General features: G+C 63.7%; 20 protein-coding genes. 7 read left to right on the top strand and 13 right to left on the bottom strand.

Translation table 11 applies throughout. The annotated features are described in order from the left end of the window. Window positions 1-32 precede the first annotated feature (32 nt). The 5 genes from ACDH77_RS05865 to ACDH77_RS05885 all read left to right on the top strand — a co-directional run bounded on the left by ACDH77_RS05865 (window position 33) and on the right by ACDH77_RS05885 (window position 4,532). Window positions 33-1,229, top strand: coding sequence for a sensor histidine kinase (locus tag ACDH77_RS05865; RefSeq protein ID WP_008574698.1), 1,197 nt, complete (start codon window positions 33-35; stop codon window positions 1,227-1,229). Beyond that, window positions 1,229-1,870, top strand: coding sequence for a response regulator (locus ACDH77_RS05870; RefSeq protein ID WP_008574699.1), 642 nt, complete (start codon window positions 1,229-1,231; stop codon window positions 1,868-1,870). Before ACDH77_RS05865 ends, ACDH77_RS05870 begins: the two co-directional genes overlap by 1 nt. Window positions 1,871-2,220: 350 nt before the next feature. Next, window positions 2,221-3,387 (top strand): SRPBCC family protein, encoded by a 1,167-nt coding sequence (locus ACDH77_RS05875; RefSeq protein WP_031421573.1) that lies wholly within the window; start codon window positions 2,221-2,223, stop codon window positions 3,385-3,387. A gap of 81 nt (window positions 3,388-3,468) precedes the next feature. Next, complete coding sequence (locus ACDH77_RS05880) at window positions 3,469-3,855, top strand: DUF423 domain-containing protein (RefSeq protein WP_031421575.1); 387 nt, start codon at window positions 3,469-3,471, stop codon at window positions 3,853-3,855. 2 nt (window positions 3,856-3,857) lie between these two features. Then, complete coding sequence (locus tag ACDH77_RS05885) at window positions 3,858-4,532, top strand: DNA-3-methyladenine glycosylase family protein (RefSeq protein WP_031421578.1); 675 nt, start codon at window positions 3,858-3,860, stop codon at window positions 4,530-4,532. Window positions 4,533-4,607: 75 nt separating this feature from the next. Here the strand turns inward: ACDH77_RS05885 and ACDH77_RS05890 are convergent, their stop codons facing one another. The 4 genes from ACDH77_RS05890 to ACDH77_RS05905 all read right to left on the bottom strand — a co-directional run bounded on the left by ACDH77_RS05890 (window position 4,608) and on the right by ACDH77_RS05905 (window position 6,917). Beyond that, window positions 4,608-5,405: a M15 family metallopeptidase gene (locus tag ACDH77_RS05890; protein ID WP_031421579.1), complete on the bottom strand. Its 798-nt coding sequence runs from the start codon at window positions 5,403-5,405 to the stop codon at window positions 4,608-4,610. A 116-nt stretch (window positions 5,406-5,521) separates the two neighbouring features. Next, on the bottom strand, window positions 5,522-5,704 hold the full coding sequence (locus ACDH77_RS05895) for a hypothetical protein (RefSeq protein WP_008574708.1): 183 nt from the start codon (window positions 5,702-5,704) through the stop codon (window positions 5,522-5,524). Continuing rightward, on the bottom strand, window positions 5,701-5,985 hold the full coding sequence (locus ACDH77_RS05900; protein ID WP_008574709.1) for a hypothetical protein: 285 nt from the start codon (window positions 5,983-5,985) through the stop codon (window positions 5,701-5,703). The genes ACDH77_RS05895 and ACDH77_RS05900 overlap by 4 nt, the downstream gene beginning before the upstream one ends. A gap of 155 nt (window positions 5,986-6,140) precedes the next feature. Beyond that, window positions 6,141-6,917 carry an SPFH domain-containing protein gene (locus tag ACDH77_RS05905; RefSeq protein WP_370486394.1) on the bottom strand — a complete coding sequence of 259 codons (777 nt, stop codon included), beginning with the start codon at window positions 6,915-6,917 and terminating at the stop codon, window positions 6,141-6,143. Window positions 6,918-7,134: 217 nt separating this feature from the next. On the opposite strand from ACDH77_RS05905, the gene purT reads away from it, so the two are divergent. Beyond that, a complete protein-coding gene (gene purT, locus ACDH77_RS05910) occupies window positions 7,135-8,337 on the top strand; it encodes a formate-dependent phosphoribosylglycinamide formyltransferase (RefSeq protein ID WP_218489162.1) in 1,203 nt (400 codons plus the stop codon). Window positions 8,338-8,467: 130 nt separating this feature from the next. On the opposite strand, the gene ACDH77_RS05915 is transcribed toward purT, so the two are convergent. The 6 genes from ACDH77_RS05915 to ACDH77_RS05940 form a co-directional block, all read right to left on the bottom strand. Then, complete coding sequence (locus ACDH77_RS05915) at window positions 8,468-8,908, bottom strand: XVIPCD domain-containing protein (protein WP_008574714.1); 441 nt, start codon at window positions 8,906-8,908, stop codon at window positions 8,468-8,470. 18 nt (window positions 8,909-8,926) lie between these two features. Next, a protein-coding gene (locus ACDH77_RS05920; RefSeq protein WP_087944180.1) for an IS3-like element ISXca2 family transposase occupies window positions 8,927-10,035 on the bottom strand; the annotation gives its coding sequence in 2 pieces (ribosomal slippage) (window positions 8,927-9,783 and window positions 9,783-10,035; 1,110 coding nt in all). Window positions 10,036-10,076: 41 nt separating this feature from the next. Further along, window positions 10,077-10,607, bottom strand: coding sequence for a hypothetical protein (locus ACDH77_RS05925; protein ID WP_372371855.1), 531 nt, complete (start codon window positions 10,605-10,607; stop codon window positions 10,077-10,079). Between the two features lie 145 nt (window positions 10,608-10,752). Beyond that, entirely contained in the window at window positions 10,753-11,367 is a 615-nt protein-coding gene (locus tag ACDH77_RS05930) for a hypothetical protein (RefSeq protein ID WP_011346740.1), read from the bottom strand. 255 nt (window positions 11,368-11,622) lie between these two features. Further along, window positions 11,623-12,954, bottom strand: coding sequence for an endonuclease/exonuclease/phosphatase family protein (locus ACDH77_RS05935; RefSeq protein WP_031421586.1), 1,332 nt, complete (start codon window positions 12,952-12,954; stop codon window positions 11,623-11,625). Further along, complete coding sequence (locus ACDH77_RS05940; RefSeq protein WP_031421588.1) at window positions 12,908-13,822, bottom strand: arginyltransferase; 915 nt, start codon at window positions 13,820-13,822, stop codon at window positions 12,908-12,910. The genes ACDH77_RS05935 and ACDH77_RS05940 overlap by 47 nt, the downstream gene beginning before the upstream one ends. Before the next feature lie 40 nt (window positions 13,823-13,862). On the opposite strand from ACDH77_RS05940, the gene ACDH77_RS05945 reads away from it, so the two are divergent. Beyond that, entirely contained in the window at window positions 13,863-14,453 is a 591-nt protein-coding gene (locus ACDH77_RS05945) for an EF-hand domain-containing protein (RefSeq protein WP_011346743.1), read from the top strand. Window positions 14,454-14,620: 167 nt separating this feature from the next. On the opposite strand, the gene ACDH77_RS05950 is transcribed toward ACDH77_RS05945, so the two are convergent. The 3 genes from ACDH77_RS05950 to ACDH77_RS05960 all read right to left on the bottom strand — a co-directional run bounded on the left by ACDH77_RS05950 (window position 14,621) and on the right by ACDH77_RS05960 (window position 17,181). Beyond that, window positions 14,621-15,106 (bottom strand): hypothetical protein, encoded by a 486-nt coding sequence (locus tag ACDH77_RS05950; protein WP_008574722.1) that lies wholly within the window; start codon window positions 15,104-15,106, stop codon window positions 14,621-14,623. Between the two features lie 259 nt (window positions 15,107-15,365). Further along, window positions 15,366-16,559, bottom strand: coding sequence for an RNA polymerase sigma factor (locus tag ACDH77_RS05955; RefSeq protein ID WP_218488353.1), 1,194 nt, complete (start codon window positions 16,557-16,559; stop codon window positions 15,366-15,368). 109 nt (window positions 16,560-16,668) lie between these two features. Next, window positions 16,669-17,181 (bottom strand): putative signal transducing protein, encoded by a 513-nt coding sequence (locus ACDH77_RS05960; RefSeq protein ID WP_008574726.1) that lies wholly within the window; start codon window positions 17,179-17,181, stop codon window positions 16,669-16,671.

Consider the following 17,181-nt stretch of genomic DNA (forward strand, 5'->3'; position numbering starts at 1 on the left):
GCAGCGCGGTCGCTTACGCCTAAGATGCGGGCATGTTGGGATACCTCAGTCACACGCGCGTCCTGCGCTTTGCCGGCCTGTTCACCTGGGCGATGATCGTCATGCCCTTGGTGTACACCTACTGGCCGCCGGCCGAAGAAGGCGACCACCGCAGCGTGGCCGAGGCGGTGATGATGTCGGCATTCTTCATCGGCTTCGGCGCCAGCTACTTCTGGTTGACCCGCGGCTTGAACAGCGGCGGCCACGCGCACTGGTACGACCGGTTGATCCTGTTGCTGCTCACCATCTGCGCGCTGGCGGTGAGCTATCTGAGCGGAACCGGGCTCGGCAGCATCCTGATGATGGTGGCGGCCGGGGTGATCCCGTGGCTGCTGCCGCTACGCGTGGGCGTGCTATGGCTGGTGCTGAGCCAGCTGGCGGTGCTGCCGGTGTTCTACTACCTGCGCCCGGACTTCACCCTGTTCGCGGCGCTGATGCAGTCGCTGTTGTACGGCGGCTTTTCGATGTTCATCTTCGTCACCAGCCTGGTGGCCCGCCAGCAGACCGATGCGCGCGAAGAGCAGCGCCGGCTCAACGCCGAACTGCGCGCCACCCGCGCGTTGCTGGCCGAGAGTGCGCGCATCAACGAGCGCACCCGCATCTCGCGCGAGCTGCACGACCTGCTCGGCCACCACCTCACCGCGCTCAGCCTCAACCTGGAAGTGGCCGGCCACATCACCGAGGGCCAGGCCCAGGAGCACGTGCGCCAGGCGCACACGCTGGCCAAATTGTTGCTCACCGATGTGCGCGAGGCGGTCAGCCACCTGCGCGACAGCGGCGCGATCGACCTGGAAGCGGCGCTGCGCCCGCTGGTCACCCAGGTGCCGTCGCTGGATATCCACCTGGACATCGCCCAGCCGCTGACCCTGGACGACCCCGAGCGCGCCCACGTGCTGCTGCGCTGTACCCAGGAAATCATCACCAATGCGGTGCGCCATGCCGGCGCGCGCAACCTGTGGATCCAGGTGCGCCGCGATGCCGATACGGTGCTGATCGACGCCCGCGACGACGGCCACGGCGCCGATGCGGTCGCGCCCGGCAACGGGCTGCGCGGCATGCGTGAGCGGCTGAACCAGTATGGTGGGAAGCTCGAAATTCAAACCCGGCGGGGTGAGGGCTTTGGCCTGCGCATCGCTGTTCCAGGCGCGCCGGCACTGATGCCTGCGGCCGTGACCCAAGGAGTGTTGTGATGATCCGTGTGTGCCTGGTCGACGATCAAACCCTGGTGCGCCAGGGGATCCGCTCGCTGTTGGCGCTGGACGACGGCATCGAGGTGGTGGCCGAGGCCTCCGACGGCAAGCAGGCAGTGGAGCAGATTCCGCAGATCCAGCCGGACGTGGTGCTGATGGACATGCGCATGCCGGTGATGTCCGGGCTGGAAGCGCTGCAGATGCTCTCGCGCAACGGCACCCTGCCGCCGACGATCATCCTGACCACCTTCGACGACGACCAATTGGTGCTGGCCGGGCTCAAGGCCGGCGCCAAGGGCTATCTGCTCAAGGACGTCTCGCTGGAACAACTGGTTGGCGCCATCCGCACCGTCGCCGAAGGCGGCTCGCTGGTGCAGCCGGCGGTGACCCAGCGCCTGCTGTCGGGTCTGGAGCACATGCGTAACGAGTTCGTCAGCCTGGACCGCCCCGATCCGCTCACCGACCGCGAAACCGAGATCCTGCGGCTGATGGCGAGTGGGTTTTCCAACAAGGAAATCGCCAACTCGCTGGGTGTGGCCGAAGGCACCATCAAGAATCACGTCTCCAACATCCTCTCCAAGCTCGGCGTACGCGACCGCACCCGCGCGGTGCTGAAAGCATTCGAACTGCAGCTGGTGTGAGCTCGGCCCTGCGCCGGCGAGCTCGACGCCAAGCCGGCCTGCAGCAGGCACCGGACTCGCATTCAGGACGCTGCGGCGCCGGTCGGACTGCGAAACGGGCGGACCGGTGCCGCCTGGCAACTGCAACATCACACGCACGCAGCACGTGATGTGCATGATAGCGGCGCGCAACCGCCCAAACCCTTGTGCAGGTTGGGATTGCGCATCCCCCACGCGCTGCGTTGCGCGGTGAATGACACCGCAAGACCGCGCTACCCGTCGCACAACTGAACATCTTTCTCGAAGCCTGCTAGGATGGTGGCTTCGCTTCACTCAACCCGGCCGTGGGATCGGCCCCGGAGACCTCCTGAATGACCCGTATTATCGAGTTCCTGATCGCCTTGGGGATCGTGGCTGGCTTGTTTGTCGTGGTGGGCTTGGTGTTGCCCTCGGAGCGGCAGATGTCCGAGAGTGTTGAGACCAACCGCAGGATGACGATTGTTTACGACACCGTGAACAGCTTCCGTCGTTTCAAGGATTGGAACCCGCTTGTGCTGCGTGACCCGAAGATCCAGCTGAAGCTGGCCGGCCCGGAAGAGGGCAAGGGTGCACGCGTCGAATACAGCTCCACCGAGGGCTATATCGGCAACGGCAGCTGGGAGATCACCAACAGCGTCAAGAACGAGCGTGTTGAGATCGCAATCGAAGATCCCACCAAGGGCTACGACAAGGTCACCAATTTCACCCTGGTGCCGACCGGCAAGAACAACAAGAACGTCAAGATCACCCAGGATTACAGCGTCAAGTACGGCTGGAACCTGTTTGGTCGCTATGCCGGCCTGTACGTCAGCCGCCACGTGGGCGACGACCTGAAGCTGGGTCTGTCGCGTCTGGCGACTGCGCTGGCCACCGTGCCGAACTTCGACTACCGCGCCGAGCTTGACGGCAAGCCGGTGTTGAGCGACCTCAAGATCGTCGATGTGCCGGCCGAGGACCTGTTGGTCGTCACCGCGGGCAACATCGATCGTGACAACGAGACGATCAAGAAGTCGATCAAGGACAACCAGGAGTGGATCAAGCGCGTGATGGATTCCAACGGCCTTGAGGCGGTTGGTCCGGTGCGCATCGTGACCACCGACTTCGCTTCGGACAAGTACGCCTTCGACGTGGTGCAGCCGGTGCGCAAGCGCGCTGGTGGTGCTCCGAAGGCCGACGCCAAGGCCGACGCCAAGAAGGAAGACGCGACTGCCGCGGCACCCGCCGATGCAACCCCGGTGGCTGCAACGGGCGACGAGTTGAAGCTCAATATTCCGTCCGAAGCACCGGTGAAGTACCAGCGGGTTCCGGCGCACCGTTCGGCCTTTGCGACCTACGCAGGCCACATGGCCGGTCTGGACGCAGTGCGTAACTCGCTGCGCGCCTGGGCTGCCACCAGCGGCATGGACGTGACCGATCGTCCGTACGAAGCGTGGAAGGGTGGCGTGGACAAGTCGTTCACCCAGGACGGCACCTACGACGTCTACTGGGCCATCAAGTAATCGTCTCACCACGATGAGCTGATCCAGACGAAAACGCGCCGCAGTCTTGCGGCGCGTTTTTTTTTGCGCTGCGGCGCTGCCATGGAAGTTGCCTGCATGTCTTTGCTTGATCGTCGCAAGAAACACCCCTCGCTGCTGGCTTGCTGCGGCGGCCTGCTGGCGGCCACTGCCGTCGGTCTATCGGCCTATGCCTCGCACGGCGTTGCCGATGCGGTGGTGCAGTCGCGGCTGCAGCTGGCGTCGTTGTACGCATTCGGCCATGGCGCGGTCCTCACCGTGCTGGGCGCCACCGAAACGCGTGCGCTGGGCCGGGTGGGCTTGCACCTGCTGTTGCTCGGCACGTTGCTGTTTGCCGGCAGCCTGGTCGGGGGCGCGTTGCTGCAGTGGCCGACCACCCTGGCGCCGGTCGGCGGAGTGGGCCTGATGCTGGGCTGGGTGGTGCTGGCCATTGGTGCGTTGAGGCGCTGAGCATGCCGCGCCATGCCCGCGGATTCGATGTGGAGGCTGCGTTCGCGCATGTGTCCCGGCGCGATCGCGCGCTGGGTGCGTGGATGAAGCGCATCGGCCCGATCGCCCCGCAACCGGGCTGGCACAAACCCTTCGACCCGGTCGATGCGCTGGCACGCGCCATCCTGTTCCAGCAACTCAGCGGCAAGGCGGCGTCGACCATCGTGGCGCGGGTGGAAGTGGCGATCGGTGCGCAGCGGCTGCATGCGGACACCCTCGATCGTATCGACGATGCAGCGCTGCGTGCCTGCGGCGTTTCCGGCAACAAGGCGCTGGCGTTGCGCGATCTGGCACGGCGCGAACGCGAAGGCGAGATTCCCTCGCTGCGCAGGCTCGCTTTCATGGACGAGGACGCCATCGTGCAGGCGCTGGTGCCGGTGCGCGGCATCGGCCGCTGGACGGTGGAAATGATGCTGATGTTCCGCTTGGGCCGCCCGGATCTGCTGCCCATCGACGACCTGGGCGTGCGCAAAGGGGCGCAGCGCGTGGACAAGCAGGAGCAGATGCCCACCCCTAGCGAACTGGCCGCACGCGGCGAACGGTGGGGCCCGTACCGCACCTATGCCGCGTTCTATCTGTGGAAGATTGCCGACTTCAGTGTGGCGACCAAGGTGCCGACACCGCGTTCGCAGGAGTAGGGCGAACGCACGCGGGGCAGACGCGACGGGCCGTCCTGTCCAGCCGCGCTGCGTGGCGCATGACGTTCGACCGGCTCATCCCGCCGACCAACGCCAATGCCACGGTTCGTAGACGATGCCATGCGGGTTGTCGCGTGGATAACTCAGGCGGTAGCCGAATGCGTGTGCGTTGCTGCACAACCAGGCGAATGCGTGCGTGGCTTCGAAGGACTCTTCGGCCGGCGGCTCGCCCGGTGTGCCCAGATCCAGTGCGTCGCCGCTGTGATGTTCGCTGAAACCCGGCGCTGCGTTGACCGTCAGGACCTGTTCCAGGGTGAGTCCGCGCGCGAACTTGCGCTCGAAGATGCCCAGTTGGTAGTCGTGGCTGCGATAGCCTGAAATCGCATCGATCACGATGTCTGCGCGCAGCGCAGCCGCACGCATCTGTCGCCATGCGCGTGCAGCGCCGGCACTGAGCCATAGCGGGCGGCCGAAGCGATCGCGTCCGGCAAACTGCAGTGCGGCCGGTTCGGCAATCAACTGCAGGCCGGTCCGTTGCACATAGTCGTCGGCGGCGAGCCCGAGCTGGCTCAGCCGGCGCTGCAATCCGTCGATCGCCAGCGTGTCGTCGCGTACCTGGCCGATGCGGCCGGTTGCGGTCTGCAGACGGTCCAATGCTTCGTCCAGGCCATGCTCGCGTGCCAGCTGCGGGATCAGCGGCATCAGACCCTGCGGAAGATGTGCAGCCAGATAGCGCCCATCGCGTTTGCGCCGCAGTAGCCAGTCGGCCTGTGCCAGCACACGCGCATCCGCATTGCCGCGCGCGCGCAGCAGATCGGCCGGCCACAGCTCGATCGCGCTGGTATTGAGGAGTACACGTTGAAGATGATGCATCTACGCAGCTTAGCGGTTGCCTTGTGAGCGCTGCCAGTCCGGCCAGGCGCTGTGACCCGCACCGACCCGGCGCTACACCGGTGCGTAGTCGCGTCTGGATGATCGACGGCGCGTGATCAATTTTCGGATTGTTCTTTTTCGCCCTGCGGCTTCGGTAGCCGGCCAGCCTTGCGTAACGCATCGCGCAGCACGTATTCGATCTGCGCATTGAGGCTGCGCAATTCGTCGTCGGCCCAGCGCTGCACGGCGGCCAACACATCGGCGTTGATACGCAGCGGGTAGGCTTTTTTTTCGCTCATTTGCCGTCTCTGCGGCCGCCGTGACGGCGCAGGTGCATCACCATCGACACGATCAACGCGTTGACGCCGATGAGCATGCCGATCACCACGGCATAGATGCCGGCGCGATTGTCGCCGGCCCAGTACAGGCATGCGGCGCCGACCAGGATCACCAGGCTGATCAATGCCCAGCGCAGGCCCAGCCCGCGTGCGCGGTCGTCATCGTCGGCGCCGATGGACGCGGCGATGGCCAGCGCGGGCAAGCCGGAAAGCGCAACCACCAGGGGCACCATGATATTCATCAGATCGATCTCGGAGTGGCTGACGCAACGGAAGCGAGCGCTCGCCAGGTGGCGTGGAGGGCGCGCCCACAAGCGCAGTGTACGAGTGGCGCATGCCGATGCCGAACCGTGGCTGCGCCCGGCGGCAGTAAGCGCAGGTGTTTTATCGGCTGCCCTCAATACAGCGAGCCGGCGTTGACCACCGGTTGGGTCCCGCGATCGGAACACAACACGGTAAGCAGGTTGCTGACCATATGCGCCTTGCGCTCTTCGTCCAGCTGCACCACACCATTCTTGTGCAGCTCCGACAGCGCCATTTCGACCATCCCCACTGCGCCGGCAACGATGCGCGAGCGTGCGGCAATCACCGCATTGGCCTGCTGGCGCTGCAGCATGGCCTGGGCGATTTCCGGCGCGTAGGCCAGGTGGCTGATGCGCGCCTCGATCACGTCCACGCCGGCCTGGGTCAGGCGCTCGTCCAGATGCCGCTTGAGTTGCTCGCTGATTTCGGCCGGATGGCTGCGCAGCGAGATCTGGCCGTCTTCGTGCTGGTCGTACGGATAGCTGGTCGCCATCGCACGCAGCGCCGCTTCGGACTGGATATGCACGAAGCTTTCGTAGTCGTCGACGTTGTAGACCGCTTCGGAGGCATCGAGCACCTGCCATACGATGACCGCAGCGATTTCGATCGGACTGCCATCCAGCTCGTTGACCTTGAGTCGCCCGCTTTCGAAATTGCGTACGCGCTGGCTGACGCGACGCTTGGCGTAGAACGGCACATTCCAGCGCAGGCCGGCGTCCTTGACGGTGCCGACGTACTTGCCGAACAGGCTCAGTACCGCGGCCTGGTTGGGCTCCAGCGTGTACAGCCCGGCCAGCATGAAAATGCACGCCGCCGCGACCAGTACCGCGGCGACGAACGCGCCCAGCGTGACGCTGTTGTTGGCCATCATCGTCAATACAAACCAAGACGTACCGACAAGGCCGGCGCCTGCGACGAGAACGACGGGAATGCCGGGTAACGAACCGATCGGCTTCTCTTTCATGAGCGCGAGTCCTTGTGGAATGGTAAAAAGATATCAATGTGATATCAGTTAAACAACAGCCGTTCGTCGGCGTGGCAGTGGGCAACCGTTAGAATGGCGGCCCCTCTCGTTCTGGACCGCGCTCATGACCACTTTCGGCACGCCGTTATCGCCTTCCGCCACCCGCGTGTTGTTGCTGGGCTCGGGCGAACTGGGCAAGGAAGTGGCGATCGAGCTGCAGCGTTTCGGTGTGGAAGTGATCGCAGCCGACCGCTATGCCAATGCACCGGCGATGCAAGTGGCGCACCGCTCGCATGTGCTGGACATGCTCGACCCCGCAGCATTGCGCGCGCTGATCGCCAGCGAGCAGCCGCATCTGATCGTGCCGGAGATCGAAGCGATCCATACCGAAACCCTGGTGGCGCTGGAACGCGAGCAAGGCCAGAAGGTCATCCCGACGGCGCGTGCCGCGCGCCTGACCATGGACCGCGAAGGCATCCGCCGCCTGGCAGCCGAAACGCTGGGCCTGCCGACCTCGCCGTATCGCTTTGTCGATACCTTCGAGGAGTATCGCGATGCAATCGCCGCGGTGGGGGTGCCATGCGTGGTCAAGCCGGTGATGTCGTCCTCGGGCAAGGGCCAGAGCACCCTGCGTAGCGAAGCCGATATCGATGCGGCGTGGGCGTATGCGCAGACCGGTGGCCGTGCCGGTGCCGGTCGCTGCATCGTCGAAGGCTTCATCGATTTCGATTACGAAATTACCTTGCTCACCGTGCGGCATGCCGGTGGCACCTCGTACTGCGAGCCCATCGGGCACTGGCAGCAGGACGGCGACTACCGCGAAAGCTGGCAGCCGCAACCGATGTCGGCCGCTGCGTTGCGCCGCTCGCAGGAAATCGCCAAGGCCATCACCGACGAGCTCGGCGGCTGGGGCCTGTTTGGCGTGGAGTTGTTCGTCAAGGGCGACGAAGTGTGGTTCAGCGAAGTCTCGCCGCGCCCGCACGACACCGGTCTGGTCACGCTGGTGTCGCAGGACCTGAGCGAATTCGCGCTGCATGCCCGCGCCATTCTCGGCCTGCCGGTGGGCGCGCAGGACGGCGGCGTGATCCGTCAGGCCGGCCCCTCGGCATCGTGCGCGTTGCTGGCGCACGGCAATGGCGTGCCAGTGTTCGACAACGTGGCCGAGGCGCTGCGCGACCCGGACACCGCACTACGCCTGTTCGGCAAACCCCGGGTGGACGGCCATCGCCGCGTCGGCGTCACCCTGGCGCGCGCGGACAGCATCGATGCGGCGCGTGAGAAGGCGCGCGTCGCCGCTGCCGCGTTGACGATCCAGCTGCAGGCCTGAGTTTCCTGCCGACTCGCATTGGTGCAGTGACAAGGTTGCTGCACCGTAGACTATGGTTGCTGGCTCTGACAAGTCAGTTAGTAGCCAACAGGTCGGGCGCAGGAGTGCACATCTGGCGACTCTCGTGCGGTCAGCTCATGGTCCGAGCTGCTGGTGCCTGCGTCTGCTCTTGTTGCAAGTTCCGATGCTGCTCTGCCTGCCCGCGTTCGGCTGCAGCCTTTGTCCATTCCTGACTGCTCTGCTCCAGCGGTGTATTGAGTGCGGCGACCGTATCGACATGGGCACGCAGCTGGTCGTGCGATCCGGCCGAGTAAGGATTGTTCTGCACTGCAAATGCGCGCGAGGCATCGTCGCTCAGCCTGACTTCGTCGATGCGGTCCATTCCCATCTTGCAGGACTGCACCGCCAGGCAGCCCGCAAGATTGGCGCTGCGCGCGTCCGTTTGTCGTCCGTGCTCGCGATCCAGTATCTGTATGTGATCCTTTGCCTGTGCAAACAGTTGGTAGCCGGGATGCGTGGGATCCTTTAACGATGGCGCGTGCCGCTCCTCGCTGAGAATGTGCTGCTGCAAATGTCGACTCCCCGCAATTCAATGCCAGCTAAAACTAGAGGTCTGCGGTTGATGTTGATCACGGAACTCAGCGGGCGTTAGTCCGCCCAGGCTGTCGTGCGGGATCTGTTGGTTGTAGTCGGCAAGCCAGTGTTCGGTCTGTTCGCGGACCTCGCTCAGCGTGCGGAAGAGATGCATGTCCAGCACGCCGCGCCTGTAGCTGCCGTTGAAGCGTTCGATAAAACCGTTCTGCATCGGACGCCCCGGTTCAATGAAGTCCAAGGCGATGCCCTTACGCTCGGCCCACTCGGACAAGGCCAGCGCGACAAATTCCGGCCCGTTGTCCAAACGTAGCTTGTTCGGATAGCCGCGCCAAGCTGCGATGCGTTCCAACGTGCGGATGACGCGGGCGGCCGGAAGATTCAGGTCCACTTCGATCGCCAAGGCTTCCCGACTGAAATCGTCGATGACATTGAACGTGCGAAAACGCCGACCGTCCCATAACGCATCGGACATGAAGTCGATCGACCATCCAGCATTGGGGCGATCACCGCAGGCCAGCGGCTGTGGATGACGCGTCGGTACCCGGCGCCTGCTGCGACGACGTTGATTGAGCTTCATCAGGCAATACACGCGCCAGACCCTCTTGTGGTTCCACACATGTCCGCGACGGCGGATGATTTGAAAAAGTTTTCCAAATCCACGCTCAGGAAAACGCTCGGCCAACTCGGACAACAGCGCGATAACCTCATCATCCCGATCGGGACGACGCTGATAGCGCATCGTCGAGCGCGCCACGCCAACCACCGAACAGGCCCGGCGCTCGCTCCAGCCATGCTGCTCGATGAGCCAGGCCAGAAGCGGGCGCTTGTGCGCCGGGTCTACAGTTTTTTTGCGATGACATCCTTCAATGCATGGTTTTCCATCGCCAGCTCGGCGTACATGCGTTTGAGCTTGTTGTGCTCGGTCTCCAGGTCGCGAAGGCGCTGCACATCAGCGGCCTCCATGCCGCCGTACTTGGATTTCCAGACGTAGTACGTCGCATCGGAAATCCCTAGCTCACGACACACATCCTTGACTTGGCGGCCACCCTCGACCTGCTTCAGCGTGGCGACGATCTGGCTATCGGTGAACTTGCTCTTGCGCATTGGTGGTCTCCTTGATGGCTAGTGTGCCCGGAGACCTCTAGTTATGGCTGGATCAAGTTTACGGGGAGTCGACACAAAGACCTTTGCGATGGAAGCGGGTTACGGATTTCCCTGTTCAATGGACTGTCAGGAAATGGTGCCTCAATGCTCTCTACACCGTGGATATTGCGTAGCGGGCGGTAAGCATCTTTTCCAGGCCCTTCTAGCGGCAGAGGGATGCGAACGTCCGGAAGCAGTTGCCCGGCTCCTGGAATAAGTAAGCCATTTACATCAATGCTCTTGTTTCGATGGAGTCCGGCATGATTGAGGGCCGCCCAGGTGAAATCGACGCAATTGTTGCGTACGTCCCTGTATTGCGTGTCAAAACCAAATTTTTCTGGTTCTTCCCCAAATTTATGGAGTTTTTCATATTGTTCTTTGCTTATTTCGATGGTTCTTGAGTATGCTGGCCTGTGATATTCGCTTGCATCTGTGTCATAGATTTTTCCTGGGCCGTTCATTTGCCCATGAGTGATCGGGGCAAAGCCATAGCTGGCTGGCCTGCTTTTGCCATCGTCGAGTACGAAAAACATGTGCCCTGGGCCAGAGGTGGCTGGTTCACCATCCACCAATTGTTGCTTTCCCTTTGTATAAAGGGGCGTCCCGGGCGCGGCAATGACGACCGTTACTGTGTAATGCTGCCTGTCCATTAGATGCCCCATTCAAATTCATTTTTGATTATTTGGAGGAAGTCCATTCCCGTTGAACGGAAATTTGCGCAGACGGGTCTTTGAGTGCTGGATTTCCTGATTGAGATGAGACGTCGACGCGGTATCGGCCGTAGCTGTCTATTGGCAAATAGCAAACGGTCCAGTTGCTCGTATCTGAGGTGTGTGCGGCGACGTCAATGTATTTTTTTTCCTCGTTTCCGAACCGCCATTCAAAAAATTTACGTCTAGCTGGTTCTTTCTTGATGTACGCTTGAAACGCGTCTTCAGTGGGTAGTTTTTGGCATTGATCCCCGATCCATTTGCAGGCCTCGACATGGACCGCATATCGTGGCGGAGATTTCCCGTTATTTAAGAAAGTGACTGGATCGAGCTCGCCTTTGCGGTTCAAAGTCAATCCAACGATGTAGGATTGAGTGAGATTTACATTCTTCGGCGTTGCTTCGAATTCGAAGCGCACATGGGCATCGGTGGCATCCACCGGAAATGGCCGAATGAGGAGAAGGTCTTCTTTTTCAGAAGACGGTGGCTTGCTTGCGCTGCACGCGCTCGCAAGAAGCGCGAGCGCCAATGGCAGAAAAAAAGTACGCAGGAAACCGCGCGCGTCGTGGAAATGCAGTCTCATTCAACTTGCTCGCGATACCTGTCTGCGAGGGAGTGTAAGCCTGTCGATCGGATCGGGACCACCAGATTCAATGGGGGCGCCCTCGGAGCCTTGTCGATCACTGCCTCAGTTGCCTCCGAAAGTCGTCTGCTCTTCCGGCATGGCGTTAGGACTCGGGGCGCTGAATCTTCCCTTTCTAGCGTATGGCCTTACTGTTATAAGCAGCCGTCGACACCAGGCCCAGAGCGTGACATCTCGGAGCCTCGGTACGATTGCTTAGTTGCTAGCCACATCCACCCACACCGCATGGTGGTCGCTGCCATCGGCAATCGCCGCTTCTGGTGCGCTGCTGGCCGGCCAGAAAATGCCGCTGCCGATCAGGGTGAACTGGCGCGACGGCAGCACGTAGTCCAGGCGCATGGTGCCGGCCTGCGGGCCGAAGTCGCCGGTGACCTGGTGCGGGTCGCCGCTGTGGGCGATGCCCAGTGCGGCGTATTCGGCGGTTTTTTCCGGGCCGCCATCGCTGCGCGGGGTGGGGTAGTGAAGGACGCGCGGGTGGTCGATCAAGGCGCGGATCGCCGTATGCCGGCCGGCACCATCGACCGGGTCGTTGTTCAGATCGCCCAGGATGACGAAGCGCGCATCGCTATCCAGACCGCCGCAGCCCCCCTTGTCGTCGCAGAGCCAGCGTTGGCTTTCGGGTGCGTTGTCCAGATACGCGCGCCACAGCTGCAGTTCGTCGTGGTTGCGCGCGGCGTTGCGTTTCTCGGCACCGTCGAACACCGGCGGGGTGGGGTGCGACACCAGCGCATGCACGACGCCCAGCGGCGTGCGCACCGGCACATCCCAATGCGATTTGGACGAAAGCCGCAGCTGTGCCCAGATGGCATCGCTGTAGTACGACGTCTTGCTGGCCGGATCGATCGGCCGCAGTGCGCCGGGTAGCGCGCTCCACTTCAGCAGCTGGAAGCTTCGCACCGCCTGCGCATCGATCGGGTAGCGCGACAACACCAGCATGCCGTACTGGCCAGGATGCAGCCCGTAGCCCCACGCGTCGTTGCCACGCGCGCGGCCTTCGCCGCCGGTGCTGCCGTTGTTGTCCAGATCCAGGCCGCTCGGCACGCCGGTGTTGACCGGTGCCAGATAGCGGTAAGGATAACGCAACGCCTCGCCGCCGCCCGGCTGGGCGACCTGCAGGTAGCGTTGCTGGAACAGATCGGCAGCGCGGTGTTCCGGGTCGAAGTCGAATTCGTTGAGCAGCACCAGATCCGGGCGCACGCGCTGCAGGACCGCAGCGATCTTGCGCGCATGTGCGCTATCGCCCTGCAGCTCGCGAATCAGGCCGCCGGCCTCGTCCGAATATAGCGAGGTGTTGTAGGTGGCGATGCGCAGCTGTGCCGCGGCCGGCCGGGCGGCGAGGGTGTCGGTCTGCATCTTGGGCGAGGGCGCGGGGTGGGCGCAGGCCGCGCACAAGGCGGTCAGCGTCAGCAGCAGGAAAGGTTTGATCATTGCGAGATTCTCGCATGCGGGATGCGACACGCCGATGTCGCAATCCGGCGGTTCAGTCGACCGATGCGTGAGCGGGCAAGCCGCGCCAGTGGCGACCATCGTAGGCTTCCAGTGCACTGAAGCGGCGCTTGTAGTTCATCTTCGCGTGGCCATCGATCCAGTACCCCAGATACAGGTGCGCGCGTCGCTCGCGTTGCGCCCACTGGATCTGCTGCAGGATCGCGAACGTGCCCAGGCTGCGTGCTGCCGCCTCCGGCGCGTAGAAGGTGTAGACCGCCGACAACGCATGCTCGGTGACATCGGTCACTGCAACTGCCAGCAGCCGGCCGGGCAGGTGGGCGATGGCCGGTTCGCGGATCTCCAGAAAGCGCCCGTGCGACCAGCCGCCGATCAGGAACTGGTCGAACTCGGTGGCGCCATGTTCGTCCATGCCGCCGCCGGGATGCCGGTGCTTGAGGTAGTGGCGATAGAGCGCCAGTTGTTCGTCGGTGCGCTCGGCGGCCACCACGCGGACCATCAGATCCTGGTTGCGCGCCAGGCAACGGCGTTGGCTGCGGTCAGGGTGGAACGCATCCACCGCGATGCGTACCGGCACACAGGCACGGCACCGTTCGCAGTGCGGCCGGTAGACCAGATCGCCGGAGCGACGGAAGCCCCATGCCAGCGCTTGCGGATAGATCGCCCCCAGGCGCGGATCGTGCGGATCCAGCACCAGATCGCGCGCCTGCCGGTCGGACCAATAGCCACAGGCATGCTCGCCGGTCTGGAACAGGCGCAGGTCGTCGTGGGTGTCGGCATGGATGGCCATGGCCGAAGGATAGCGCCTGAGCGTCGCATCAGCGGCGACTGTCCGCCGGATGAATACGTCCGGCCTGGGCGTCAACGCACGCATCGATGGCTCGTTGATGGGGGTGTTGGTGGCAGCGCACGGATGATCCGCACGCACCACCCACGCGATGCGGCCCATGCAGGTGCCGCGTGTGGTTCCTATCTTTCAGGAGTGTCTCATGACGTCACGCAAACCCTTTCTCGCCCTGGCCGTGCTGGCCGCGCTGTCCGCTGGCACCGCATTCGCCGCCACCGTGCCGGCTCCCGGCGATGCGCCGCGGCCTGCCAAGCTCGACAAGAACGGCGATGGCGTGATCGACCGCAGCGAAGCGGCTGCCGATCCGACGCTGGCCGCGCAGTTCGATACGTTGGACACCAACAAGGACGGCAAGCTGTCGCGCGACGAGCGCCCGCACCATCGTGGCCCGGGGCGCGGCGGACGTGGCGAATGGATGGCCAAGCTCGATACCAACAAGGACGGCCGTATCAGCCGCGAAGAAGCCAAGGCCGACCCCAAGTTCGCTGCGCGCTTCGACCAGATGGATCTCAACAAGGACGGCTTCGTCGACCGTGCCGACCGTGAATTGCGCATGCAGCAGCATCGCGATGCGTGGTTCGCCAAGGCCGACACCGACAAGGACGGCAAGTTGAGCAAGGCCGAGTTCGATGCCGCGTCCAAGTGGCGTGGCGGGCACGGACCGGGTGGGATGGGCAGGCACGGCGACGATGGCAAGCCGGCACCGGCGAGCGCACCTGCGGCCAACCGCTGAGGCATCGCCGAGTGCGGCGCTCGCTGCGTATCGGCGAGTGCCGCTTGGGTGAGCGGTGAGTTCACCCCGCGATTTGCAGTACATAACAAGGCGCCGATCGACCGCGCCCTTCCGCCTGGCGGGAGGGCGCTTGCGTTTGGGGCAGACGCTGAGCGCGGCTACAACGCTCAGTCGTGCTTCCAGGACGTGGGAACCGGATTGGAGACGGTGTTCTTCTCCAGCGTGTAGGTGCCGTTCTGCTGCGCGATCGCTTCGCCGGTGTCGACGATGGCGTTCTGGATAAAGACATTCTGCTTGTCGCCGCGCACGAAGGTCAGCTGATGGAACGCGGTCTTGTTGCCCCAGTCTTCCGAGGGCAGGGAAATGAACCGGATGGTGTAGCTCTGGTCGTCGAATGTTCCCTGCAGGACATAAACGCCGTAATGGTTTTCGCCCTGGGAAATGATCTTGTACATGCCGTTGCTGAAATAATAGATTTCCGCATCGGGGAAGGGCTTCTTGTCGTAGAGCTTGCGGTAGTGAAGCACCTGCTTGAAGGTGGGTGCTCCGAAACTCACCGATAGCGTCTTGCCATCGGGGGACTTGGTGAGTCCGTCCGCATGCGCGCTCATGCTGACCATCATCAGCAGACTGGTGAACAGGCTTGCCTTCACTTCATGACTCCGTAGTCTTGTTGAATCCTGCCTGCTTATAGCAGCGCGGGCGCTGCCCGATGACGGCGACAGTCGGATACGAACCCATCACTTCGGATCATGCGACGTTGCTTGCTACGGGCTCACCGCCGCACGCGCATCGCACTGAACCGGTTCTCATCGCCCATGCCACCAGGCTGCCATACGCAGGGTTGCTCCGTCTGCGCTCACTTGGCCCGCACCGGCGTGTCATCGTCTCCTGCGGTGATATCCGGTCGGCTCAGAGCATTCCCAACTGCATGTAGTGCCGCACGACGGGCACAATGACAGCCGCAGTGCTCACCAGCATCGCGCCTGGACTGAACATGCAGCGGTATAACAGCGGTGCCCGGGTGACGCCGCGTCTGCGCGCATCGCGCTTGAGCATGGGGCGCATGACACGTGGCAGGACGCGCAGGGATTGATAGTTGAGCACCGCCATGCCTGCGCACAGCGCCAGAACCGATGCCCATGCGCCCGCCTGCAGGTGTTTCAGCACCAGCGTGCTGCCGCACGCCAGCACCGAGGTCAGCGTGGTGACGTGCACGAACCGACGGATCGCCGCTGCCTCGCTGGCGCTCTGTGCGAAGCGCAGCAGGTACCAGTACGACCAGTAGGTGCCGATCCCGGCAACCAGCACTGCGCACGCAGCGAACAGGGCCGGCATGCCGAGCCAGAGGCTGAGTGCGCCCGCGGCGCCGCCCCCACCCAGCGCCGAGCCGCTCAACCCGCTCGCGCCCAGTTTTCCCGCGCCTCCGATGCCCGTCAGCACAACGGCCGCGCTAGCCTTGCCCGGCGCGCCCAACAGGCTGGCCGAGCTTACTGCGCTGGCGAACGCCACGCCGGGGGCGCTGCCGCGCGCGAATTCGCCAAACCGGCGCAGCAGCTCGCTGCGTACGCTGGCACGTGCACGCGACAGGCGCTTGCGCACCGCTGCATCGCTGAGTCCAAGCAGCGAGGCAACCTGTTGCGAGCGCTGGCCTTCGCGGTAATACAACAGCAGCGTTTCGCGACTTTCTTCCGGCAGTGCAGAAATGATGTCGAGCGCCGCGATCTCTTCTTCCACCTGCAGCAACTGGTCGGCGGGCGAGGGCGCCGGGTCGGCTGCCATCGCGATGGCAAGCTCCGCCGCCCCACCACCGAGCGCACGATGGCGGTTGGCGCGCAGCCAGTCGCGCGCCAGGTTGCGGGTGATCTGACGAAGCCAGGGCAGGAAGCTGGCCGGCTGATGCAGTTGCCCCAGCCGCTGCCAGGCACGCAGGAAGGCCTCCTGGGCAATGTCTTCGCTGGCCGCGAGGTCGCGGGTGATCGCCAGCGCGATCGCAGTCACCGTGTTCTGGCAGGCAAGCACGATGCGTCCGTAAGCCTGCTGGCAGCCAGCCGCGGCGCTGGGCAGGTCGCGTTGCAACATCAGATTCAGCGTGTCGGCGTTCATCGGCGCAATCCATGTCCTGGTGCCAGCATGACGCAGGCCGGCAACGGATGTGACCGCGCCGACGAGCATGCTTGTCGTACCAGCGGATGGCCGCGCTGGCCAGCTGCGTTCAGCGGGTCGGCTGGATCCGTACGCGCACTTGGTCGTCTTCTGCTGCCGGTGGTGCGCCATCTGGCGTCGGCGTCCGTTGCGATGCCGGCTGGGCTGCTGGTGCCAGTTGCGTCGGCGCGCTGCGATGGCGCATCACCACCACCATCGCCACGGCGCCGATCACCAGCAGCAACACCAGGCGGATACGCCAGGCCCAGCTGCGCGCACTGGAGCTGGAGCCGTTTTCGCCGTCGCGGAAGGTGTATTCCACATTCGGCAGGTCGCGACGGGTGGTGTCCAGCAGGCGGGCGTCGCGCAACAGCTCGCGTGCGCGCGGTTGGTCGTTGGCATGCACGATCCAGACGGTGGGCTGCGCCTGGGCGTTGCTCTGCTCCAGGTAGCTGAACTGGCCGCCGCGCTTGCTCTGATAAGAGCGACCGTTGCTGATGCGGATCTCGATTCCCGCATCGCGCAACAGATTGGCCACGCCTTCGGCGGTTTCGATACGTTGACTGCTGAAGATCTTGCGCAT

Source organism: Xanthomonas axonopodis pv. maculifoliigardeniae (assembly GCF_041519315.1).
Lineage (GTDB): Bacteria > Pseudomonadota > Gammaproteobacteria > Xanthomonadales > Xanthomonadaceae > Xanthomonas > Xanthomonas euvesicatoria.